The following is a 20,537-nucleotide window of genomic DNA, read 5'->3' as shown; positions in this document are numbered from 1 at the left end:
CCCCGAGGTGGCGGTGTCCGGAGTTTCCGGACGCCGCCATTTCGCGTTCCGGTGACCGGCGCAGCTGGTGGCGTGGCGGCTGGTGGGGCGGCGGCCGGTGTCACGGCCGCCACCCCCGGGTCACCAGTGCGGCGCGGATCTCCCGCACCAGGGCGGGGAACTCCTTGCGCAGACGGCGGCCGGTCACGTGCAGCACCAGCCAGCCGGCCGCGACGAACTGGTTGAGCCGCCGCCGGTCGAGGTGCATCCGGTCCGCGTCGGAGTGCCACTGACCGTCGTACTCGACAGCGACCCGGAACTCCGGCCAGGCCAGGTCGGGGTGCAGGATCAGCCCGGTCGGCACCCGCACCGGATACTGGGCCACCGCGCGAGGCAGGCCGGCGAGGACGAGACGGACCCGCAGGTGGGACTCGGGCGGGGACTGGGCCAGCCCGTCGGTCAGGCCGAACACCCAGACCGCCCGCCGCCCACCGGGGCGACAGGCGTTCCGGGCCGCCTCGCTCGCCAGCGCCGACCGGTTCACCGAACCGGTACGCAGCAGCCCGTCGATGATGCCGACCGCCTCCACCGGATCGGCCCAGACCGCAGTCTCCCAAGCGCAGGCGGCCGGCTCGGTGCGTGGCGGAGGCCCGGCCAGGATCATCACCGCGCCGGGGGACGACTCCGCGAACGGGTTCGATGCGGCGGCGGAAGCCGGCGGGACGATCCGGCCGTGCGGTCCGGGCCCCCTTGCGGCGCTGCCGACGGAGACCAGGAGACCGCTGCGTGTGCTCGCCATAGGGGCGTGGTGCACCCGGACACCCGGCTGGGAGTCGGCCCGGACCGTGGCCGGCAGCAGGACGTGCACGTCGTCGGTGAAGCCCGCGGCGTGCTCGACCCCGTGCAGGTAGGCCGCCGACGGACCGGCGATCGCCGCGCCGGGTGGCAGGCGCAGCAGCGCCGCGCGGCAGGCCAGCGCGTGGTCGCGGTCGAGTCGCGCGTCGGCGTAGACGTCCTGCCGGAGCCGGATCCAGGACGCGCCGCGCAGATGATGCCGGGACAGCAGCCCGCGCCGGATCGCTTCCGAGCCCCGGAAGACCTGCCAGGCCAACTCCGGTGGTCGATGAGGATGAGGTGGCATGTGACGAGCGTGGCGGCGCACGGGTCGAGATCGGTACCCCTGTGGACAGTCGCAGCCGTGCCGCCCTACGCGCCCTGTGGACAACCCCCGCACGGCCCTGTCGGCGTGCTATAGCCCTCGGCCTTTCCATGATCCACTCCATCTCGGGAGGTGGTGGTGTCCGGGGCGTGTTGATCCAGCCACCTCGCCGTGCTGGCGTGGGGGTGTGTGGAGGAGGGCAGGTTCGTGGGCGCGTTCCGGAGGTGTTGAGCTCGCTTGATCGACTCCACTTCGGGGAGGTGGCGGTATCCGGGTCGTTTGATGCAGCCACTTCGCCGATCTGGCGTGAGGACCCGCGAGGACCGGCGAGGGCACGCGGGTCAGGAGAGCGCGGCGGCCACCGCCGCGGCGGCGGCGGTGACCTGGGCGCCGACGTCCGCCACGTCGAGCGGGGTCAGCGACACCACCCCGACGCTGCCCTCCAGACCCGGCACGCCGAGCACCGGCGCCGCCACCCCGTACGCGCCCGACTGGAGCTCGCCGCTTGTGCTCACCGGCCCCGGATCGCCGGCCCGCCCGGCCAGCACCGCCCGGCCGGCGGCCCCCCGCTCCAGCGGGTGCCGGGTACCGGTGCGGTACGCCACGTGGAACGACGTCCAGCTCGGCTCGACCACCGCGAGCGCCACCCCCTCGCCGCCCTCGACCACCGTCAGGTGTGCGGTCGCCCCGGTGCCCTCGGCGAGTCGGCGCAGCGCCGGCAGGGCGCCCTCGGCCAGCAGCGGCTGGGCGCGGCGGGCCAGGTGCAGCACGCCCACGCCGATGCGCAGGCGGCCCTCGCCGTCGCGCCGGAGCATCCCGTGGCTGGTCAGCGCGCCGACCAGCCGGTAGACGGCCGCCCGTCCGATGCCCAGCCGGTGCGCCGCCTCGGTGACCGTCAGCCCGCCCGGCGCGTCCGCGACCAGGTGCAGCAGCCGCAGGCCCCGGTCCAGGGTCTGCGCCGTCTCTCCCGTGCGTGCCGCCGTGTCCACAGCACGCAGCGTACGACCCGGCTCCGGCCAACCCGGAAATGTGCGGACGGCTACCCTTGTGAGGTGACGCTACGCCTGTATGACACCGCCACCCGATCGGTGCGGGACTTCGTCCCGCGGGAAGCCGGCAAGGTGGGGGTCTACCTGTGTGGTCTCACGCTCCAGGCCCCGCCGCACATCGGTCACCTTCGCTCCGGCGTCAACTACGACGTGCTACGCCGCTGGCTGCTCGACAAGGGCTTCGAGGTCACGTTCATCCGCAACCTGACCGACATCGACGACAAGGTCCTGGCCAAGGCGATGGAACAGGACCGGCCGTTCTGGTCGATCGCGTACGCCAACGAGCAGATCCTCACCGCCTCCTACCGGGCGCTGAACGTGCTCCCGCCGACGTACGAGCCGCGGGCCACCGGGCACATCCCGGAGATGCACGAGCTGATCGCCCGGCTGATCGAGACCGGTCACGCCTACCCGGCCACCGACGGCTCCGGCGACGTCTACTTCGACGTGGCCTCCTGGCCCGCGTACGGGTCGCTGTCCGGCCAGTCCCCGGCGGACATGCAACCCGCCGGCGACGCCCCCGACCGGGGCAAGCGGGATCCGCGTGACTTCGCGCTCTGGAAGGGCGCCAAGCCGGGCGAACCGGCCGATGCCTACTGGCCGTCGCCGTGGGGCCGCGGCCGCCCCGGCTGGCACATCGAGTGCTCGGCCATGTGCTGGCGCTACCTGGGCCCCGAGTTCGACATCCACGGCGGCGGGCTCGACCTGACGTTCCCGCACCACGAGAACGAGATCGCCCAGTCGCAGGCCGCCGACCTGCCGTTCGCCCGCTACTGGGTGCACCACGGCCTGCTCGGCATCGGCGGCACCAAGATGGGCAAGTCGCTCGGCAACACGCTCGACCTCGACTACGTGGCCTCGCTCGGCGTGCGCCCGGTGGAGCTGCGCTACTACTACGTCGCCGCGCACTACCGGTCCCGCATCGACTACTCCGAGGACGCGCTCCGCGAGGCCGCCGTGGCGTACCGGCGGATCGAAGGCTTCGTGCAGCGGGCGGCCGAGCGGGTCGGCGGCGGCCGGTCCGGCGACCTGCCGGCCGGCTTCACCGCCGCGATGGACGACGACCTCAACACGTCGGCGGCGCTGGCAGCGCTGCACGAGGTGGTCCGTGACGGCAACACCGCGCTGACCGCCGGTGACGATGTGACCGTCCGCACGACGCTCGCCGCCACCCGGGCGATGCTGGATATCCTCGGCGTCGACCCCCTGGACCCGGCCTGGACCGGCGGCGGCCGCACGGACGACCTGCGCGGCGTGGTGGACTCCCTGATCGCGCTGGCCCTGGAGCAGCGCGCGCAGGCCCGCGGCCGCAAGGACTGGGCCGCCGCCGACGCCGTACGCGACCAGCTCAAGCAGGCCGGCGTGGTCGTCGAGGACACCCCCCAGGGCCCGCGTTGGACTATTGGAGAGCAGGACTGATGGCCGGCAACTCGCAGCGCCGTGGCCGGCGACTGACGCCGAAGGCGGGCGCCCCCAAGGGCACCGGTGGCAAGAACAAGGACTCCCTCGCCGGGCGGGGCCGCACGCTGCCCGCCGACGAGCGGCCGTGGCACAAGGCGTACTCGGGTACCGAGAAGCTGCCCCAGCGCACCGCCTGGAAGCAGGACAAGGAGCGCCGCGCCGCCGCCGAGGAGGGGCGCGCACCCAAGATCGGCCAGCCCGGCACCAAGGACACCACCTGGGGCAAGGGCAGCCGGGCCGGCGTGCCGCTCAAGGGCGGCAAGGGCAAGCCCGCCGGCCGGGGCGGTCCCCGGGTCGCGCCGGGTCGCAAGGCCAACCCGGCGAAGGACAGCCCGGAGCTGCTTGTCGGGCGCAACCCGGTGCTGGAGTCGCTGCGCACCCAGGTGCCCGCGACCGCGCTCTACACCGCGCACGGCATCGACATCGACGACCGGGTCAAGGAGATCGTCCGCACCGCCGCCGACCGGGGCATCGCGATCCTCGAGGTCAGCCGCGCCGAGCTGGACCGGATGACCGGCGGCGTGCTGCACCAGGGCGTCGGCCTCCAGGTGCCGCCGTTCGCCTACGAGCCCTTCGACGACCTGGTCGCCGCCGCGCTGGAACAGGCCGCCCCGCTGCTCGTCGCGCTCGACGGCGTCACCGACCCGCGCAACCTCGGCGCGGTCATCCGGTCGGCCGCCGCGTTCGGCGCGCAGGGTGTCTTCGTACCCGAACGGCGTGCCGCCGGGATCACCGCGACCGCCTGGCGGACCAGCGCCGGCGCGGCCGCGCGCGTGCCCGTCGCCCAGGTCACCAACCTGACCCGGTCGCTCAAGGCATGCAAGGAGGCCGGCTTCGTCGTGGTCGGCCTGGACGCCGACGGACAGACCGACCTGTACGACCTGGAAGCAGCCGTCGGCCCGCTCGTCGTGGTGGTCGGCTCGGAGGGACGCGGGCTGTCCCGCCTGGTCGGGGAGACCTGCGACCTGACCGTCAGCATCCCGATGGTCTCCGACGTGGAGTCGCTCAACGCCAGCGTCGCCGCCGCGGTCACGCTCGCCGAGGTCGCGCGCCGCCGGTCCGTCGAGGCCTGATCGAGAGCAACGGAAAGGGGCGGTCCGCCGTGGCGGGCCGCCCCTTTCTCGCGTACGTCAGATCCGCTGGCCGGTGGCGGCGTGGAAGACGTGGCTGCGGCCGGTACGCGGCTTGACGAACACGGTGTCGCCCATGTTCGGCATGCTGCGCCGGTCGGTGCGGACCACGAACCGCTCGTTGTGGCCCTCCAGCGCGGCGTGGCCGTATACGTTGGCGTCGGAGCCGAGGTCCTCGACCAGCTCGACCACGACCGGCATGCCGCCCTCGGACGGGCTGACCAGGTCGCAGTCCTCCGGCCGGAAGCCGACGGTGACCTTGCCGTCGCCGCCCTCGGCGCTGGCCGCCTGGACCTGCTCGCGGGTCAGCGGCACGATCATCTCGGCGAACGCGCCGCCCTGCTCGGTCAGCTTCACCGTCTTGATGTTCATGGCGGGGGAGCCCATGAAGCCGGCGACGAAGACGTTGGCCGGGGTGTCGTAGAGCGCCCGCGGGGTGTCCACCTGCTGGAGCACGCCGTCGAGCATGACCGCCACCCGGTGACCCATCGTCATGGCCTCGACCTGGTCGTGGGTGACGTAGACCGTGGTGACGCCCAGCTTCGCCTGCAGCGAGGCGATCTGGGTACGGGTCTGCACGCGCAGCTTGGCGTCGAGGTTCGACAGCGGCTCGTCCATGAGGAAGACCTGCGGCTCGCGGACGATCGCGCGGCCCATGGCGACACGCTGGCGCTGACCACCGGAGAGTGCCTTCGGCTTGCGGCTGAGGAACTCCTCCAGCTGGAGCAGCCCGGCCGCCTCCTTGACCCGCCGGTCGATCTCCGACTTCGAGGTCTTGCGCAGCTTGAGCGCGAACGCCATGTTCTCGTACACCGTCATGTGCGGGTAGAGGGCGTAGTTCTGGAAGACCATCGCGATGTCGCGGGCCTTCGGCGGGAGGTGGGTGACGTCCCGGTCGTCGATGTAGATCGCGCCGTCGTCGACGTCCTCCAGGCCGGCGAGCATCCGGAGGCTGGTGGACTTGCCGCAGCCGGACGGGCCGACCAGGACGAGGAACTCCCCGTCACCGATCTGGAGGTCGAGCTGGTTGACGGCGGGGCGCTCGGTGCCCGGATAGATCCGGGACGCCTTCGAGTAGGTGACCGTAGCCATGATGGAGCGCTTCCTTTCACCGGCAGGAACGTGCCGGACGATCCGAGTGAAGGAGCGACCGGCGCCCAAGGCACCGGCCAACGGGGTCGTCGCTCAGGGCAGCCGGGGCCGGCCGGAGTGTCGTCCGTGTCACTGCACGGTAAACGGCTTTCGCGATCGTGCCAAGACGTAGCGCTCGGGGTGGGATGGACGGCATACGCATAACGGTCAGTCGGGCACGGCGGGGCATCAATCTCCCGCTTGGGAGCGCGACCGAGCGATGATCCATCGGTCGTACCGGTCGGGATGCCGACGTTTTCCGTGCTCGGGAGCCCTGCGAGGCGGGATTTCCGGGGGCAAGTCGCTATGCTGAGCGCGACGCACGCGCCCCTGTAGCTCAGCTGGCCAGAGCACTCGCCTTGTAAGCGAGATGTCGCCGGTTCGATCCCGGCCGGGGGCTCCAATTCCATCAGGCATTTCGCGGCGGCAGCCGCTGCGATCTGGCCGGATGACAGCAACGCTGACAGCAACGACGGTCACGACAGCCGCCCGTCGAGCTTGCCGAGCGCCTGACGCATCGCGTCGAGGTTGGCGTGGGCGTAGACCTTCAGCGTGACCTTGACGTCGGCGTGCCGGGCGATGGCCTGCACGACGTGCGGAGGGACGCCCAGCTCCATCAGCAAGGACACGACGGTGTGCCGCAGGTCGTGCAGCCGGACACCGGGCAGGCCGGCGGTCTCACGCAGCCGGGCGAATGATCGGCTGAGGTTGGTGGGCTCCATCGGAGTACCGCGCTCGGAGGGGAAGACCAGGTCGTGATCCTCCCAGACCTCGGCGAGACCGGCCCGCTCTGCCTGCTGGCGCTCCTGGTGCTCCATCAGGCTCAGCCAGGTGACCTCGGGCAGCGGCAACACCGCCTCGGAATCCTCGGTCTTGGCGTCCAGGACGTGAAGTGTCCCGGCGACTCGCTGGACGGTCTGCTGAACCCTCAGGGTGCCTTGGTCCAGGTCGATGTCCGACCACCGCAAGCCGACTAGCTCGCCGCGTCGTAGGCCCATGGTGGCCGCCACGACATAAAGCGCGTGAAGCCGGTGGCCCGACGAGGCGGCAAGGATCTTGCGTACCTGGTCGACCGACAGGCCCTTACCCACCTTGTACCGGGGTGAGGGAACCCGGACGAGCTTGGCGACGTTGCGCGACACCAGCTCCTCACGCATGGCATGTTGGAGCGCGTTGCGCAGCACGGCGTGAACGAATTGGATCTGGCGAGCGCTGGGGTAACGCTGGCAGCAGTTGCCGACCGAGCAGCACCGCCGATCAGCCGGGCGGATCTTGTCCAGGCCGTTCGTGCAGCAGAGGCACTTGCGGCGGAAGTCGTCCATGAACGCCTTGACGTGTTGGACTTGGAGGCCGTCGAGACGCTTGGTACCCAATGCCGGGATCAGGTGTAGTCGGACGGCGCTTTCGTAGCCGCGTGCGGTGGTGGGTTTGAGGTCGGTGACGTAGGCGGCGAGCCAGTAGGGCAGGTAGTCGGCGAGTTTCCATGCCCGGTCGGGTACGGGTATGCCGCGTTGGGATCTCGACTTGAGTTCGATGAGTTTGGCGTGGGCTTCTTCCCAGGTGGCTGCGTAGACGAACTTGCGTTTGCGGGTGCCGTCGGTGGTGAGGACGTAGGCCTGTCCGACCCAGCGGCCGTCGCTGGCGCGTTGGTAGATGGAGCCTTCGCCGTTGGGGTTGCGGCGGGCGGGTTGGCGGGGTGTGGGTTGTCTGGGCATCAGGCGGCTTCCTCGGTGAGTGTGGTGATGACTTCGTCGATGGCGGTGGCGGGGATGAGGCGGCGGCTGCCGACCTTGAAGGAGCGCAGCCGTCCGGAGCGGATGAGGTCGTAGACGAGCGAGCGGCCGATGCCGAGCGCTCGGGCGGCTTCCTCGACGCGCAGCACGCGAGGAGTGATCGGGGTCGGGGTGTCCAACGGGTGGCCTTCCTCGTGTGTCGGGCGGTGGTCACGCGGCGACCGGCGCGATGCCGGCCGGGGTGATGGCGCTGAGTTCGTGGGCGAGTTCTTCGCGGCCGGTGGTTCGTCGTTCGCGGGCGAGGGCGGCGGCGGTGTTGGCGAGCAGGGCGTCTCCGGTGGTGTGCCAGCCGACTCCGGCGAAGGTGAGGGTGCCGACGATGAGAGTGGTGTCCTCGTCGACCTGGTCGGCGGGTGGGCCGCTGGCGGCGGCGTGTTCGTGGTCCTGGTGCTCGTGGCGCCGGTACTGGACGCGGGTGTCTCGTAGGAGCCGGAAGGTCACCGAGTAGCGGCGGGCTTTGGTGAGGAAGTGGCCGCCGTAGCCGAGCATGTGCGCCCATCGGCGCAGTCGGGCGTAAGGGTTGGCTGTCGTCGTTTTCGCCGGCTGGGTGTCAAGGGCGGCTTGACGGTGGGCGACGCAGACGGGGCAGGCGGCGTAGCGGGTGTGCGTGCCGCAGTCGGGGCATTCCCAGCGGGCGACGAAGCCGGGCCGGGGCCGAGGCTCCCGGGGCCGATCGGACAAGGGCCGAGCGGTGCTGGTGGGGCGGCCGATGCGCCAGCAGGCGTCGATGAGGCGGGCGGTGTGGTCGCCGCCGGGGTCGGCGTAGTCCCCGATCGTGTCGGCGGTCAGGCGGGTGGAGGTGTGCCCGGTGGCCTCGGTGCTTTTGGTGGCGTACTTGGCAAGGTAACCCGCGACCATCCCATCGGTGACCTCCCCCGAGCCGTCGGTAGCAATGGGTTCCAGGTCAACCTGGTCGCCCCAGGCGATCGGCCATCCCTCGGGCCGGTCCGGGTGGGGCGGGGTGTGGAAGGCGATCTGCCGGGCGGCGTGACGGAGCGCGTCGACGAGGTCGTTGACGGTGAACCCAGGTGGTGGGGGCACGATCGCTTGCGGGTCGGTGGGGTCGACGCCGTCGAGGCGGGCGATGGCGTGGAAGTGCACCGCTCCCCGGGCTTGCAGTTCGGCGACTTTCCCGGGCGACAGCCGTACCGGGGCGACTTTGCGGGTCTTTCCGGAGGCGGTGGGGATCTCGACGCGGGGGATGCCGCGGCGCTGGGCGAGTTTGGCGAGCCAGCGTTCTGCGGCTTGTTTGGTGCGGTGCCAGAGTTCGCCGGAGAAGATGTTCCAGACGACCTGGTGGTCGTGGTCGTAGCAGTCCAGACACAGCGGATGCCCGAGCACCGCATCACCCTGCTCGTGCCGTGCCCAGCAGACGGCGGGTCGGCCGTGGGGGCAGAGTCCGGTGTCGCGGCGGGCGTGGCAGGGTTCGGCGCGGCAGTCGCAGCGGCGTCGGTTGCGGCAGGTGTGCCGCTTCACGATCCGGGCGTGGACGGTGCCGAAGGACGGTGCGGTGAAGGTGGCGAACACCGCCGGATGCGACGCCACCGACTTGGGGACGCCTTTGCCGCCGACCAGGCCGGCGCGGAGGAGTTGGAAGGCGTCGCGTTGGTAGGTCTGGGCGCAGGCGGGGCAGACCGTGGCGCGTCGGTTGCCGCAGGCGGTGTAGATCGCCGCGTCGGGCATGGCGTCGGTGTGCCGAGCATCCAGGACACGGCCGGTGGCCTGCTCGACGGTGAGGATCTGTCCGGCGAGGCGGATGGGGCGGGTGCAGCCGGCGGCGGCGCGAACGTGTTCCAGCCAGCCGAAGTAGTCGGGTCGGGTGGCGCGTTCGAACGCGGCTCCGGCAGCGGTCCAGCTGTAGACGGGCGGGACATCGGCGTTCGAGCCCACCCCCCGGGCCGAGGCGCGGGGGGTGAGGTCCAGCGTCGAGGCCATCAACCGGCCACCCCAGCAGTGGGGTGCAGGTTGGTGATGGTGCGTTCGATGACGATGACCCGGCAGGCGCCGCACTGGCGCTTGGACGGTTCGTGCCGGCCGCAGCGGATCTGGGTGACGGTGTCGCCGCAGCGGATGGTGACCGGGTTGCGGCAGGGTCCGCCGTCGATGACGTCGATGACGGTCCGGCGGATGTCGTAGGGGTGGGGCTCCGGCTCGGCCGGGCAGGTGTGCAGGAGCTGCACGACGTCGACGGTGTGGATGCTCATCGGGCACCACCGCCGATGGTGGCCAGGAGTTGTCCGGCGACGGGTGGGGTGACGTCGAGGCGGTCGGCCAGCTCGGCCGGGGTGATGGGCTGGCCGGTGGCCTGTTCGTGCTGCACGGCCGCGAAACGCGCCATCGGCAGCAGGTGAGAAGGGACAGGGACGTCGACCGGCTCGGCCGGTGCGGCGACGGGTTTCGGCTCGGTGGCCGAGGTTGGGGTGATGGCGGCCGGTGGTACCGGCTCGGTGGTGACCTGCTCGGCCACCTGGACCCGGATGGGTTCAGCCGGGGCAGCCGCCGGAGTGGTGGGTTGTTCCGGTGTGGGTGCCGGGGCGAGGACGAGTTTCACCAGGGCCATGAACGCCAGGGCGGGGACGGCGGAGAGCAGCCAGCCGGAGATGCCCGGCTTGGCAACCGCCAACTGTGCGGCGAGGGACAGGCTGGCGGCGGCGATGAGCAGGAACAGCGGGTAGCCGATGGGTGCGCCGCTGCGGCGGCGTCGGCGGATGGTCAGCAGGCAGGCGATGGGGACGAGTTCGCTGATGACGGCGTTGGCCCAGCCGAACCATGCCCCGGTGCCGGTGGGGCTGTTGGCGAGGGTCCAGTCCTTGACGTGGGTGAAGGAGGCGGCGCCGGCGAATCCGGCGACGGCGATGAGGATGAGCACCAGGACCAGGCCCTCGATACGAGGGCCGGTGGGTCGGTCAGTGGTCATGGGGAACCTGCCCGGTGGTGACGGCGTGCTGTTCGGCGGCGAGTCCGGCGAGGCCGACGCGGATGCCGTTGCAGGTGGGGCAGTGCTGGTCGGGACCGGCGGTGCACTGGGTCAGGTGCGCGTCGTGGATGATGCGCAGGCTTTCGGCGTAGTAGCCGGACAGGAACCGTTCGAAGGACAGCTCACCGCGAGCGGCGAAGTCCCGGGCGATGGCGGTGACGACGTAGTCGTCCGGGGTCATCCGCTCCTGAGCGGCGAAGTTGACGGCGGTGGTGGTGGTCATCGGACGCCTCCCATGTAGGCCAGGGCGATGCCGATGAGCAGGACGACGGCGAAGGTGATCAGGACAGCCATCAGTGGCCTCCGTGGCAGTCGAGGCAGCAGCCGTAGCGGCGGGGGATGTAGTAGGGCTTGATCTGGCCGCAGTCGCGGCAGGTGCGCCGGGCGAGCAGGGCTTTGGCGATGGCCTCCCGCTGCGCGGGGGTGGCGACGCGCTTCGGCTTGGCCCAGTCGAGGCGGTAGAGGTAGGCGACGCGCTTACCGCGACGCCAGAGGATCTGCGCGACCGCGTGATGTCCCCCGGGGCGGAGTCCGGCGGCGCGCAACTGGCGGCGGGTGGCCAGGCCGTCGGGGGCGAGCCGGTAGGGGTAGGTGGGGAAATCGTCGGTGGGGTTGGCCGGGTCGTAGGTGTAGGTGGTCATGGCCGGTCTCCCCAGCGCTGCTGGGCGGCCTGCCGGGAGATGCCAAGGCGCTGGCCGATTTCGGCCCAGGAGTAGCCGAACTGGCGCAGGCCGACGACGGCGTCGGTGATGGCGCGGTCGAGGTCGGCGGAGAGGGTGACGAGGTCGCGGAGGGCTTCGACGTCGCCGGTAGCGACGCGGCGGCCGTGGGCGCGGATGATGCGCCGGGCGAAGGCGGCGAAGGCGTCGTTCTCGACGACGTCCCGGCGACGCTGTACCGGGATGCGCGGCGTCAAGGGCTTCTTGACGGTGTTCATCGCGTCGCGCCTTCCTGGTTGTGGAGGCGGTCCCACTCGTCGGCCGCGTTCTCAAGGGCGGTGATGACCTGCTCGGCGGTGCGGCCGGGGTCGTCGTTCCAGGAGTAGGGGGAGATGTGCTCGTCGAGCAGGTAGCCGTCTTCGTCGATGTGGAAGACCGGCGCGAAGTCGTCGAGGTAGTCGACGAACGCGGCGATGGCGGCGAGGTAGGTGATCCGCTCGTCGGTGTCGAGGTCGTACCAGTGGTGCACTGGGTGTCCGGTGCAGGCCATGCCGATGGCTCCGACGGCGCAGGCCGCCGGGGTGGGGGTGTCGGTGGTGTGGGGGTAGTAGGTGCCCTGGTGCCAGCCGTGCCGGCGCAGGTAGAGGGCAGCCATCCGCAGCAGGTCAGCGGGTGTGACCGATGCTGCGGTGGGTGGGTTGTGGGTAGCCTTCATGGCAGCCACGTCCTTTCAGAAGGGCTTGGTGGGAGGTCGGCAGGACCAGATCTGCTGCCAGGCGAGGTCCTGGTCCTGTCGGCCGATTTATCGGGTGCGGAGCCGCAGGTAGCGGCGTTGGCGGGTGTCGTCGCCGCCCACCGGGTGGGGTGGGCCGAGGTAGACGAGTCGGCCGCTGGCCGAGGCGACCTGAACCATCGAGGCGATCTCGCCGGGTTGGGCGACGATCCAGATCTCGACGTACCGGGCGGCACGCTGGCTGTTGGCTTTGGCGTAGGCCTGTTCGCGGGTGGTCATGCGGCCACCTCGAAATCCACCCGGGTCAGGTCCGGGATCAGGGCCGGTAACGGGCGGGGCCGGCGGATCCAGGCCGCGTAGTCCGCGATCCCGGCGATCTGGGCGTCGGTCAGGTAGGCGACTTTGATGCGGCGGGGGGTGCCGCCTTCGGCGATGAGGTAGGCGGCGCCCTGGTTGGTGGGGGCGATGTCGGTGGCCGTGTAGCCCTGCTCGGCCCAGCCGTGCCCGAGCACGATGTTGGAGGTGTTCGGAGTCGTGCAGCGGAACGCTGCCCGGTAGCCGAACAGGTCCCGCAGCGAAGTGGGGATGATGTCGAACGACGGCCGCTGAGTCGCGGCCACCACCGGGATACCAGCGGCACGGCCACGGGCGACCAGGTCACGCAGGAGAGCCACGAACTCTTCCTGCTCCTGCTTCGAACCGACGGTGGCGGAGTAGTAGGCGATCTCGTCGACCAGGACGGTGATGACGGACAGGCCGTCGGCGGCGGTGAGCTTGCGGCGGCCGTGGGCGCGTAGCCAGGCGTAGCGGTTGTTCATCACCAGCTGCAGGCGGCGGAGGATGTCGAGGGCGGCGGTGATGTCAGGGCCGATGAACGCATCGGCGCAGTCCTCCCACTGGCCGAGTTCGACGAGCTTGCCGTCCAGCAACACGAGCCGGGAGTCCACGCTGAGGGCGGCGTGGGCGGCGATCGTGTTGAGCAGACCGGACTTGCCTCCGCCGGGTTCGCCTCCAGCCAGGAGGTTGCGGTAGGCGAGGGTGATGTAGACGGGGTGACCGAACTCGTCGATGCCGACGAAGATGGGGTCGAACATCGACAGGCCAGGCCCCACCGGAACCCCGGAGGTCGGGGCGGGTGTGGTGGTCATGAGGTGCCCTCCTTGGGCGTTGGTGGGCGCGAGGAGCCACACGAACGAGCCCGCAGGGCTCCTCGCGTCCGGGTTGGGTTGGCGGTTAGATCAGGCCGTCGTCGTGCTGCTCGTCGTGCCGGTCGGCGTCGAGCTCGGCGTCACGGCGGCGGTCCCAGGTGCGGCCGTCACGGCCGCAGGCGTAGCAGTGGAAGTAGAAGGCGTCGGTGGCCTCGTCGTACTCGATCTGCGTCATGGTCAGATCCAGTCCGAAACGTCGTCCTCGACAGCCGAGGACGTGGCAGCGGGCTTGCTGCCGTTGGCGGTGGTGGCCGGCGGCTTCTTGGCGGCCGGTTTGCCCTGGGTGGGCAGGGTGACGGTCGGGGCGTCGATGTCGGGCAGGTCCAGGGCGGTCGGCACGGTGGCCGGGATCCGCTCGGTCGCCGGGGTGTCGGGGTCGATGACGTCGACGAGCGGGGAACCGACCTGGGCGGTCAGCACCTCGCGGCGTTTGATGTCGAACCGCAGGTAGGCGGCGTTACGGTCGGAGGCCCGCTCGATCAGCGCGGTGGAGGCGTGGCAGGCCACGGCGATGCGGTCGAGTCGTCCTTCCAGGTCGGCCAGGGAAAGGCCGGGGCGCAGGTAGACCCAGACCCGTTCGCCGACGGGGGTGGGCTTGGCCCAGAGGATGAGCGGCAGGCTGCCGGACTGGTTGGCGATGATGAACTGCGCGAAGCAGACGCGCAGCCGGTGCCTGACCACGAGGCACCAGGTCCAGGCCATCAGCGACCGGCGGGACACCGGCACGGCGGCGGGGACGCCGACGACCAGGGCGACCACGATGAGCGTGACCGGGGTCGAGGTGTGGTTGACCAGCTGCACCCAGCAGGTGCCGAGAAGCATGGTGATCCCGATTTCGGGGGTCCACCACCACAGCAGCCGCAGCACCGGCCACACACGGACGAGCAGCCAGGCGAGGCCGCCGAGGGGAACCCCGATCAGGGCGCCGACGAAGACGGCGAGGATGGGGTGGATGTAGGAAGCGGCCACCACGGCCGACAGCAGGCCGACGATGACCGCCGTGAGGATGAACGCCAACCGGGCGTTGCGTGCCGAGGACCGGTGGACCTTGGCCTCGATCACGGTGATGGTGCCGCTGGACTTCCGTCCGAAGGAGCGGCGAGGGCTAGACTTGGACACGACGAATCCCTCCCAATCGCGAGTTGGGTCGGATGAGTTGGAGGGCACGGGGTCGGCAGGTTTGGACGCCGGTACCGACCCCGCGCCATTTCTCGCGGGATGTGACCACCGGTCGTGGTCACCAGGCCGAGAACGTTGGACGCCGGAGCCGTCCTCGGACTGCTTGTTCACTTGGCTCGATCAGCGGACCTCAGGCCGCTGGAGGTCAGACACCGCCAGGCTTCACACAGCACGCTGTGCGAAGGACTACTTGGCCGCCGAACCAGCCTTCGGCTTCAGCGAGATCGCACGGAACGCGACGCCGTTGCGCCCGTTGGTCGCCCACGGAATGGCCTCCAACTGCTCGACCTCGATGAGCTGCCCCACCATCACACCCGGCTTCTCTCCCGCCGTCGTGATGCTGATGACCTCACCGCCGGTCTCGTCGAGCACGATGACCTGGGTCGCCCACATGAGCCGGCCCGTTCCCTTCTCCGACCGCTGGTTGCCGTTCTGGTCGTTCTTCGGCTCCGGGTCCTTCGACACCGTCACCTGCTTGCCCTTGGTGTCCACGTACAGCTTCACCACAGACCTCCTGTGTCTAGGCGCATCCCCTGTTGGATGACTGCCTCGCCATCAAAGTACCAACTCAGTTGGTACTTCACCAGACTCTTGCCGGAATCGGTTCGGCGTTTCGCTGGCACACATAACGATCTCTTTCGCTGCGATAGAACGACAGGTGTCACTCTGGTGACAGGTCTAAGTCCCCTCGCCATGCCCCCGCGATGGGGCGATACTGGCCGTATGGCTGACGTAGCTGCTGACCTCGACCGCCCCGTCTGGGCTACCCGGCTCAGGGCTGAACGCACTGCCCGAGGATGGTCACAAGGAGAAGCCGTCCGAGCGATGCGGGTGCACGCCACCGAACAGCTTCCGACCGATAGCACCCTGCTGCGGAATTGGAAGCGGTGGGAGGCGGGAAGTTCCGAGCCTGACGGCTTCTACAAGACCCTGATCGCGAAGACGTTCGGCACCGTCACCGCCGCCTTCTTCCCACCCGCGACGCCTCATGAGGCTGACGCGGCACTGATCGCAGGCACCGGCATGGAGACAGTCGAGATTCTCGCTCGCCTGCGCAGCTCCGACGTCTCGGCAGCGACGCTCGAAGCGCTCCGAATTACCGCTGACCGCCTCTGCTGCGAGTACCCCTACATGGCGTCGGAACAGCTACGGGTGGAGGGACGGGCTTGGCTCCGCCGAATCACCGCCCTGATGGATCGTCGGCTGACTCTTGCCCAGCACCAGGAGGTATTGAGTCTCGCCGGGTGGGTCGCGCTTCTCGTTGGCTGCGTGGAGTACGACATGGGGCTACGCCGCATTGCCGAAGGCACCCGCAAGGCTGCCTTGACGCTGGTGTCGGCTCCGCCTGAAAACTGACCCCGTGGTTCCGGCTGAATTTTGACCCCTTCCGGAAGCATCGGGAGGTGCTGAGCGTGGAGGACTGGGCGGAGATCCGTCGGTTGTACCGGGCGGAGCGGATGGCGATCAAGGCCATCTGCCGTCGGCTGGGGGTCTCGCGGAACACGGTGCGTAAGGCTTTGGCCAGTCATGAGCCGCCTCGCTATCAGCGGGCGGCGAAGGGTTCGATCGTGGACGCGGTGGAGCCGCAGATCAGGGCGTTGTTGGCGGAGTTCCCGGACATGCCGACGACGGTGATCATGGAGCGGGTCGGGTGGACTCGCGGCAAGACGGTGTTCTCTGATCGGGTGCAGCAGCTGCGGCCGTTGTTCCGCCGGCCGGATCCGGCTCAGCGGACGGAGTATCTGCCGGGTGAGCTGGCGCAGTGTGATCTGTGGTTCCCGCCGGCGGACGTGCCGTTGGGCTTCGGGCAGGTCGGTCGGCCGCCGGTGCTGGTGATGGTGTCGGGGTATTCGCGGTGGCTGTCTGCGGTGATGATCCCGTCGCGGCAGTCGCCGGACCTGCTGGTCGGACACTGGACGCTGATCTCCGGCTGGGGGCGGGTGCCCAAGGCGTTGGTGTGGGACAACGAGTCCGCCGTCGGGCAGTGGCGGGCCGGCAGGCCGCAGCTGACCGAGGCGATGAACGCCTTCCGCGGCACCCTCGGCATCAAGGTGATCCAGTGCCGGCCGGCGGACCCGGAATCGAAGGGCCTGGTCGAACGGGCCAACGGCTATCTGGAGACCTCGTTCCTGCCCGGACGCCGGTTCGGTTCACCCGGCGACTTCAACGCTCAGCTGTCCGAGTGGTTGGTGCGGGCGAACAACCGCCAGCACCGGATGCTGGGCTGCCGCCCGGCGGAGCGGTGGGACGCCGACCGGCAGGTGATGCTGCCGCTGCCGCCGGTCGCGCCGGTGGTCGGGTGGCGGCAGGCCACCCGGCTGCCCCGCGATCACTACGTCCGCTTGGACGGCAACGACTACTCGGTGCACCCGTCAGTGGTCGGCCGGCGGGTCGAGGTCACCGCCGACTGCGACCACGTGACGGTGCTCTGCGACGGCCGACCGGTGGCCCGGCACGACCGTTGCTGGGCCAAGCATCAGAGCATCACCGACCCCGCCCACCGCCAAGCCGCCGCCGATCTGCGCATCGCCGCCCAACGCACCCCGACGGCCGCCGTCGACGCCCAAGTCGAACGCCGGCCGTTGAGCGACTACGACCGGATGTTCGGCCTGGACGAGGTGGCTGCGTGATGGCCGCCAAGACCAGCCGCAACGTCGCATCCGAGATCGCGTTCCTCACCCGTGCCCTGAAGGCGCCGTCCCTGGCCGCGTCGGTGGAGCGCCTGGCGGAGCGGGCCCGGGCAGAGTCGTGGACGCATGAGGAGTTCCTCGCCGCCTGCCTGCAACGCGAGGTCGCCGCCCGCGAAGCCCACGGCGGAGAAGGACGCATCCGGGCAGCCAGGTTTCCGGCCCGCAAGAGCCTGGAGGAGTTCGACTTCGACCACCAACGGTCGTTGAAGCGGGAGACCATCGCCCATCTGGGAACCCTCGACTTCATCACCGGCCGAGAGAACGTCGTCTTCCTGGGCCCGCCCGGCACCGGCAAAACCCACCTGTCCATCGGCCTCGGGATCCGGGCCTGCCAGGCAGGACACCGGGTCGCGTTCGCCACCGCCGCCCAGTGGGTGTCCCGCCTGGCTGATGCCCACCACGCCGGCCGCCTGCAAGACGAACTGGTCAAACTCGGCCGGATCCCGCTGCTGATCGTCGACGAGGTCGGCTACATCCCCTTCGAAGCCGAAGCCGCGAACCTGTTCTTCCAGCTCGTCTCCAACCGCTACGAACGAGCCACCCTGATCGTCACCAGCAACAAGCCCTTCGGCCGCTGGGGCGAAGTGTTCGGCGACGATGTCGTCGCCGCAGCCATGATCGACCGCCTCGTTCACCACGCCGAGGTGATCTCGATGAAGGGCGACAGCTACCGACTCAAAGACCGCGACCTCGGCCGCGTCCCCGCAGCCACCAAGACCAACGACTGAACATCAACAACCAACGAGGGGGTCAAAATTCGGCCGGAACAGAGGGGTCAAAGTTCAGCCGGCGTTGACAGCTGGGCGACGAAGCCGGTAACGCCGCCATCTCTGGCTGGGCGTACGAGATGCGAGCGTGGTACGCGCTTACCCAGGGCGATTATCGAGGTGTGATCGCCGCCGCTGAGGCTGGCGAAGCAGTAGCAGCGCACGACGGGGCGGCGGTCCAGTTGACGGCGCAGCGCGCCAAGGCTTGGGCGCGGCTCGGCGACAGGCGGCAGGTGGAAACGGCGCTGGATAAGGGTCGATCCCTGCTGGAATCGCTGCCGTACCCGGAGGACACCGATCATCACTTCGTGGTGGACCCGGCGAAGTTCGACTTCTACGCGATGGACTGCTACCGCATCGCCGGTGAGGACCGTCTTGCGGAGATGTACGCCCGTGAGGTCATCCGTTCGTCTACAGACCCGGACGGGACCGAGCGTAAGCCCATGCGCAACGCTGAAGCCCGGATCACGCTCGGCGTCGTGGCGGCGCGCAGCGGGGATCTCGACCAGGCAGTGTCGTACGGGCGCCGGGCCTTGAATGGAGATCGCAAGTCCTTGCCGTCGCTGCTGATGTGCTCCAAGGAACTGGCGACCCTGCTCCGGGAGCGGTACCCGAAGGAGCCGGAGGCGGTCTCCTACCTCGATGAGGTCCGCGCACTCACCGCGAGCTGACTCCACCCGTGCTTTCACCCGAACCACCTTGGCTCGGCCGGCCACCTACACCGGGACGAGGCCGGTTCTCGTGCCAGGACACGACTCGGCTCGGGCGCCACATGTGGGTACGACCGACCGTCGCGTCAGGTTCCGGCATCTGGCCCCGCTTCCGGTAGTTCGTCACAGTCGCCACCTTGACGCCAAGGTAGGCAGCTACGTCGGAGGTCGTCCACCACTCCGCGGTTGTGTCCGGGCCAGTCCCCACGGCCATCATTCTGGCATCAAGCGGCCCAGGGATGAGAAGTAGCGGCTAGCTGCGACTAGCCCAGCGGTAGCCGTCCCATACCAACTGAGGCTCGGACGCCTTATTCCCAGCAACAACCAGCATGATTGCGCCACCACCGACCGACACCGCGAAGACCGCGAGACCGAGGAAGCTGCGTACGGCCGACTGGCTGCGGCAGTCCTGCATCAGCGCGGCCGTTAGTGAGTCTTCGGCCCCCGCTGTGTCCGGTGCCACGAGCCGCACTATGGGCGGCCCGCAACTTACCGACGTACCCAAGACGCTTACGCTCGCCGGCAGCAGACACAAGACGATTCCGGCGATGATGCCAAAGATCATCGTCAGTGCACCGGCAACCTTCACGAGGGCACGCTAACAGCGGGTCGCCCCGAACCAGATCAGCCTCTCGGTGGAGCAGCGCGCACAAACGAGGGAGCGCGGGAAATCTCCCCGGCCCAGCGGTGGCCGACCGGCTGCCGGCGATGTCGAGCTCCACTTGATCCGTGACAGATCCGGATCAGATGATGCGTGACAGCTCCGGCTAGTCGATCTCGCTGGTGTCAGGCTCCTGAGTCGGTGTAGCCGGACGCGAGTTCGTTCATCGCTTGGCGAGGTGCCGGCCCTATCGCACGCCGTATGCCTGCCGGGTCCTAGCCACCCTTGACCCATGCCAGCACTTCCCGCCAGTGGGCAGGAGACGGTGTGTGAGCGGCGTTCTCACCGATGCGGACCTCAGCGTCCGGCATCCGTGCGGCGATCAGTGGCGCGTCGGCAACAGCCCGGCCGGGGTCGTGTCGACCAGCCCAGATCAGGACGCGGCAGGGCACGTCTCGAAGCTTGAATCCCCACGGACGAATGTCTGTGGCCAGCCAGTCGCTGACCAGGCCAGCCGCGCCTTGACGGGCGCCTTCGAGGTTGGACTCCCCACTCGGCTGCATCCAGGTGTCCTGGCCACTCGCAAGCAGTTCTCGGTGCTGTTTGAGGGGGTCTTCCGCGTACCAGGCGGCAGCGCGAGTCACGTAGGGGCGGCCGAGTCCCGGGATGTTGCAAACCGTCCACGCTTGAAGCCGCTGCCAGCCGCGTACGGTCCGCAGCTCCCGGTACGGGCCGGTGAAGCCGGCGACGACGACGCCGGTAAGGCGATGCGGGAACCGGGCACCACAGGCCACAGCGTACGGTGCGCCACCGGAGAACCCGACCACTCCGAAACGCTCGATTCCCAGAGATGCCATCAGCGCACCGACCGCATCGGCGACGCCGAGCAGCGTTGGCCGCCGGACAGGTGTCGACCGACCGTATCCAGGCCGGTCCACGGTCACCAGGCGAACACCCACCAACGCCGCGTCGTCCGGGCGGCTGAGCCGAGAACCTGGCGTGCCATGCAGGTACACCACGGGCACCCCGGCCGGGTCGCCGTACTCCGCCCAACCCAGAACCCGATTGTCCGGTAGTGCGAAATCCATGTCGCTCCTCCGCTTCCAGCCGGAAACCGCGGTCGCCTGCGCCAGCACCCCGGCCGAGTGTCACGCATCATGTGACGCCACCCCGTCACGGATCAAGCGGAGTACGACAACCGGCTGCCGGCGTGTGATCGGACAACTGATGCGCGACACATCTCTGCCTGGTGATGCGCGACAGCGCGATGAATCTATGGGCACATCGGTGGGCGTCGGGATCTGCGGGATC

General features: G+C 69.8%; 25 protein-coding genes and 1 tRNA gene. 7 read left to right on the top strand and 19 right to left on the bottom strand.

What is annotated here, in order from left to right; all coding sequences use genetic code 11:
• Positions 1–100: 100 nt before the first annotated feature.
• Together O7546_RS26840 and O7546_RS26835 are read right to left on the bottom strand one after the other, a co-directional pair.
• A complete protein-coding gene (locus tag O7546_RS26840; RefSeq protein ID WP_281600178.1) occupies positions 101–1,120 on the bottom strand; it encodes a hypothetical protein in 1,020 nt (339 codons plus the stop codon).
• A gap of 359 nt (positions 1,121–1,479) precedes the next feature.
• Positions 1,480–2,127: a helix-turn-helix domain-containing protein gene (locus O7546_RS26835; RefSeq protein WP_281600177.1), complete on the bottom strand. Its 648-nt coding sequence runs from the start codon at positions 2,125–2,127 to the stop codon at positions 1,480–1,482.
• Positions 2,128–2,190: 63 nt separating this feature from the next.
• Between O7546_RS26835 and cysS the strand changes: the two genes are divergently transcribed.
• The gene (gene cysS, locus O7546_RS26830) at positions 2,191–3,606 is read left to right on the top strand and encodes a cysteine--tRNA ligase (protein ID WP_194801905.1); all 1,416 of its coding nucleotides are present in this window, start codon (positions 2,191–2,193) and stop codon (positions 3,604–3,606) included.
• A complete protein-coding gene (gene rlmB, locus O7546_RS26825) occupies positions 3,606–4,721 on the top strand; it encodes a 23S rRNA (guanosine(2251)-2'-O)-methyltransferase RlmB (protein ID WP_194801904.1) in 1,116 nt (371 codons plus the stop codon). The genes cysS and rlmB overlap by 1 nt, the downstream gene beginning before the upstream one ends.
• 57 nt (positions 4,722–4,778) lie before the next feature.
• On the opposite strand, the gene ugpC is transcribed toward rlmB, so the two are convergent.
• Positions 4,779–5,870: a sn-glycerol-3-phosphate ABC transporter ATP-binding protein UgpC gene (ugpC, locus tag O7546_RS26820; RefSeq protein WP_194801903.1), complete on the bottom strand. Its 1,092-nt coding sequence runs from the start codon at positions 5,868–5,870 to the stop codon at positions 4,779–4,781.
• A gap of 365 nt (positions 5,871–6,235) precedes the next feature.
• On the opposite strand from ugpC, the gene O7546_RS26815 reads away from it, so the two are divergent.
• Positions 6,236–6,312, top strand: a tRNA-Thr gene (locus O7546_RS26815).
• A gap of 73 nt (positions 6,313–6,385) precedes the next feature.
• Here O7546_RS26815 and O7546_RS26810 read toward each other — a convergent pair.
• The 14 genes from O7546_RS26810 to O7546_RS26745 all read right to left on the bottom strand — a co-directional run bounded on the left by O7546_RS26810 (position 6,386) and on the right by O7546_RS26745 (position 14,962).
• Entirely contained in the window at positions 6,386–7,624 is a 1,239-nt protein-coding gene (locus tag O7546_RS26810) for a site-specific integrase (protein ID WP_281600176.1), read from the bottom strand.
• The gene (locus tag O7546_RS26805) at positions 7,624–7,821 is read right to left on the bottom strand and encodes a helix-turn-helix domain-containing protein (protein ID WP_281600175.1); all 198 of its coding nucleotides are present in this window, start codon (positions 7,819–7,821) and stop codon (positions 7,624–7,626) included. Before O7546_RS26805 ends, O7546_RS26810 begins: the two co-directional genes overlap by 1 nt.
• Positions 7,822–7,852: 31 nt before the next feature.
• Positions 7,853–9,637 carry a replication initiator gene (locus O7546_RS26800; RefSeq protein ID WP_281600174.1) on the bottom strand — a complete coding sequence of 595 codons (1,785 nt, stop codon included), beginning with the start codon at positions 9,635–9,637 and terminating at the stop codon, positions 7,853–7,855.
• Complete coding sequence (locus tag O7546_RS26795; RefSeq protein ID WP_281600173.1) at positions 9,637–9,906, bottom strand: hypothetical protein; 270 nt, start codon at positions 9,904–9,906, stop codon at positions 9,637–9,639. The genes O7546_RS26800 and O7546_RS26795 overlap by 1 nt, the downstream gene beginning before the upstream one ends.
• Positions 9,903–10,619: a hypothetical protein gene (locus tag O7546_RS26790; RefSeq protein ID WP_281600172.1), complete on the bottom strand. Its 717-nt coding sequence runs from the start codon at positions 10,617–10,619 to the stop codon at positions 9,903–9,905. Before O7546_RS26790 ends, O7546_RS26795 begins: the two co-directional genes overlap by 4 nt.
• Positions 10,609–10,902, bottom strand: a complete 294-nt coding sequence (locus O7546_RS26785; RefSeq protein ID WP_281600171.1) for a hypothetical protein — start codon at positions 10,900–10,902, stop codon at positions 10,609–10,611. Before O7546_RS26785 ends, O7546_RS26790 begins: the two co-directional genes overlap by 11 nt.
• 70 nt (positions 10,903–10,972) lie before the next feature.
• On the bottom strand, positions 10,973–11,320 hold the full coding sequence (locus tag O7546_RS26780) for an RRQRL motif-containing zinc-binding protein (protein ID WP_281600170.1): 348 nt from the start codon (positions 11,318–11,320) through the stop codon (positions 10,973–10,975).
• Positions 11,317–11,616, bottom strand: a complete 300-nt coding sequence (locus tag O7546_RS26775; RefSeq protein WP_281600169.1) for a hypothetical protein — start codon at positions 11,614–11,616, stop codon at positions 11,317–11,319. Before O7546_RS26775 ends, O7546_RS26780 begins: the two co-directional genes overlap by 4 nt.
• Entirely contained in the window at positions 11,613–12,053 is a 441-nt protein-coding gene (locus O7546_RS26770; protein ID WP_281600168.1) for a hypothetical protein, read from the bottom strand. The genes O7546_RS26775 and O7546_RS26770 overlap by 4 nt, the downstream gene beginning before the upstream one ends.
• 87 nt (positions 12,054–12,140) lie before the next feature.
• Positions 12,141–12,350: a hypothetical protein gene (locus tag O7546_RS26765; RefSeq protein WP_151016282.1), complete on the bottom strand. Its 210-nt coding sequence runs from the start codon at positions 12,348–12,350 to the stop codon at positions 12,141–12,143.
• Complete coding sequence (locus O7546_RS26760; protein ID WP_281600167.1) at positions 12,347–13,219, bottom strand: FtsK/SpoIIIE domain-containing protein; 873 nt, start codon at positions 13,217–13,219, stop codon at positions 12,347–12,349. The genes O7546_RS26765 and O7546_RS26760 overlap by 4 nt, the downstream gene beginning before the upstream one ends.
• 85 nt (positions 13,220–13,304) lie before the next feature.
• Positions 13,305–13,454: a hypothetical protein gene (locus O7546_RS26755; RefSeq protein ID WP_193599537.1), complete on the bottom strand. Its 150-nt coding sequence runs from the start codon at positions 13,452–13,454 to the stop codon at positions 13,305–13,307.
• Positions 13,455–13,456: 2 nt separating this feature from the next.
• On the bottom strand, positions 13,457–14,398 hold the full coding sequence (locus O7546_RS26750) for a hypothetical protein (RefSeq protein WP_281600166.1): 942 nt from the start codon (positions 14,396–14,398) through the stop codon (positions 13,457–13,459).
• 246 nt (positions 14,399–14,644) lie between these two features.
• Entirely contained in the window at positions 14,645–14,962 is a 318-nt protein-coding gene (locus O7546_RS26745; RefSeq protein WP_030274472.1) for a hypothetical protein, read from the bottom strand.
• Positions 14,963–15,283: 321 nt separating this feature from the next.
• On the opposite strand from O7546_RS26745, the gene O7546_RS26740 reads away from it, so the two are divergent.
• From O7546_RS26740 to O7546_RS26725, 4 genes are all read left to right on the top strand, one after another.
• Entirely contained in the window at positions 15,284–15,814 is a 531-nt protein-coding gene (locus O7546_RS26740) for a hypothetical protein (RefSeq protein WP_281600165.1), read from the top strand.
• Between the two features lie 47 nt (positions 15,815–15,861).
• Positions 15,862–17,088: an IS21 family transposase gene (gene istA / locus O7546_RS26735; protein ID WP_281600164.1), complete on the top strand. Its 1,227-nt coding sequence runs from the start codon at positions 15,862–15,864 to the stop codon at positions 17,086–17,088.
• Positions 17,088–17,876, top strand: coding sequence for an IS21-like element helper ATPase IstB (istB, locus tag O7546_RS26730; protein WP_281600163.1), 789 nt, complete (start codon positions 17,088–17,090; stop codon positions 17,874–17,876). Before istA ends, istB begins: the two co-directional genes overlap by 1 nt.
• 161 nt (positions 17,877–18,037) lie before the next feature.
• Complete coding sequence (locus O7546_RS26725; RefSeq protein WP_281600162.1) at positions 18,038–18,586, top strand: hypothetical protein; 549 nt, start codon at positions 18,038–18,040, stop codon at positions 18,584–18,586.
• A 292-nt stretch (positions 18,587–18,878) separates the two neighbouring features.
• On the opposite strand, the gene O7546_RS26720 is transcribed toward O7546_RS26725, so the two are convergent.
• Together O7546_RS26720 and O7546_RS26715 are read right to left on the bottom strand one after the other, a co-directional pair.
• On the bottom strand, positions 18,879–19,214 hold the full coding sequence (locus O7546_RS26720) for a hypothetical protein (RefSeq protein ID WP_281600161.1): 336 nt from the start codon (positions 19,212–19,214) through the stop codon (positions 18,879–18,881).
• A 287-nt stretch (positions 19,215–19,501) separates the two neighbouring features.
• The gene (locus O7546_RS26715) at positions 19,502–20,362 is read right to left on the bottom strand and encodes an alpha/beta hydrolase (RefSeq protein WP_281600160.1); all 861 of its coding nucleotides are present in this window, start codon (positions 20,360–20,362) and stop codon (positions 19,502–19,504) included.
• Between the last annotated feature and the right edge of the window lie 175 nt (positions 20,363–20,537).

Origin of the sequence: Micromonospora sp. WMMA1976 (assembly GCF_027497335.1) — a bacterium.
Lineage (GTDB): Bacteria > Actinomycetota > Actinomycetes > Mycobacteriales > Micromonosporaceae > Micromonospora > Micromonospora aurantiaca.
This window is presented reverse-complemented; position numbering and strand designations above follow the sequence as displayed.

Excerpts from the sequence above, each read along its gene's own strand:
- O7546_RS26765 (WP_151016282.1), bottom strand. The coding sequence starts at position 12,350 with ATGACCACCCGCGAACAGGCCTACGCCAAAGCCAACAGCCAGCGTGCC.
- O7546_RS26770 (WP_281600168.1), bottom strand. The coding sequence starts at position 12,053 with ATGAAGGCTACCCACAACCCACCCACCGCAGCATCGGTCACACCCGCT.
- O7546_RS26780 (WP_281600170.1), bottom strand. The coding sequence starts at position 11,320 with ATGACCACCTACACCTACGACCCGGCCAACCCCACCGACGATTTCCCC.
- O7546_RS26740 (WP_281600165.1), top strand. The coding sequence starts at position 15,284 with ATGCGGGTGCACGCCACCGAACAGCTTCCGACCGATAGCACCCTGCTG.
- O7546_RS26810 (WP_281600176.1), bottom strand. The coding sequence starts at position 7,624 with ATGCCCAGACAACCCACACCCCGCCAACCCGCCCGCCGCAACCCCAAC.
- O7546_RS26800 (WP_281600174.1), bottom strand. The coding sequence starts at position 9,637 with ATGGCCTCGACGCTGGACCTCACCCCCCGCGCCTCGGCCCGGGGGGTG.
- O7546_RS26790 (WP_281600172.1), bottom strand. The coding sequence starts at position 10,619 with ATGACCACTGACCGACCCACCGGCCCTCGTATCGAGGGCCTGGTCCTG.
- O7546_RS26785 (WP_281600171.1), bottom strand. The coding sequence starts at position 10,902 with ATGACCACCACCACCGCCGTCAACTTCGCCGCTCAGGAGCGGATGACC.
- rlmB (WP_194801904.1), top strand. The coding sequence starts at position 3,606 with ATGGCCGGCAACTCGCAGCGCCGTGGCCGGCGACTGACGCCGAAGGCG.
- ugpC (WP_194801903.1), bottom strand. The coding sequence starts at position 5,870 with ATGGCTACGGTCACCTACTCGAAGGCGTCCCGGATCTATCCGGGCACC.
- istB (WP_281600163.1), top strand. The coding sequence starts at position 17,088 with ATGGCCGCCAAGACCAGCCGCAACGTCGCATCCGAGATCGCGTTCCTC.
- O7546_RS26795 (WP_281600173.1), bottom strand. The coding sequence starts at position 9,906 with ATGAGCATCCACACCGTCGACGTCGTGCAGCTCCTGCACACCTGCCCG.
- O7546_RS26840 (WP_281600178.1), bottom strand. The coding sequence starts at position 1,120 with ATGCCACCTCATCCTCATCGACCACCGGAGTTGGCCTGGCAGGTCTTC.
- O7546_RS26775 (WP_281600169.1), bottom strand. The coding sequence starts at position 11,616 with ATGAACACCGTCAAGAAGCCCTTGACGCCGCGCATCCCGGTACAGCGT.
- O7546_RS26760 (WP_281600167.1), bottom strand. The coding sequence starts at position 13,219 with ATGACCACCACACCCGCCCCGACCTCCGGGGTTCCGGTGGGGCCTGGC.
- O7546_RS26755 (WP_193599537.1), bottom strand. The coding sequence starts at position 13,454 with ATGACGCAGATCGAGTACGACGAGGCCACCGACGCCTTCTACTTCCAC.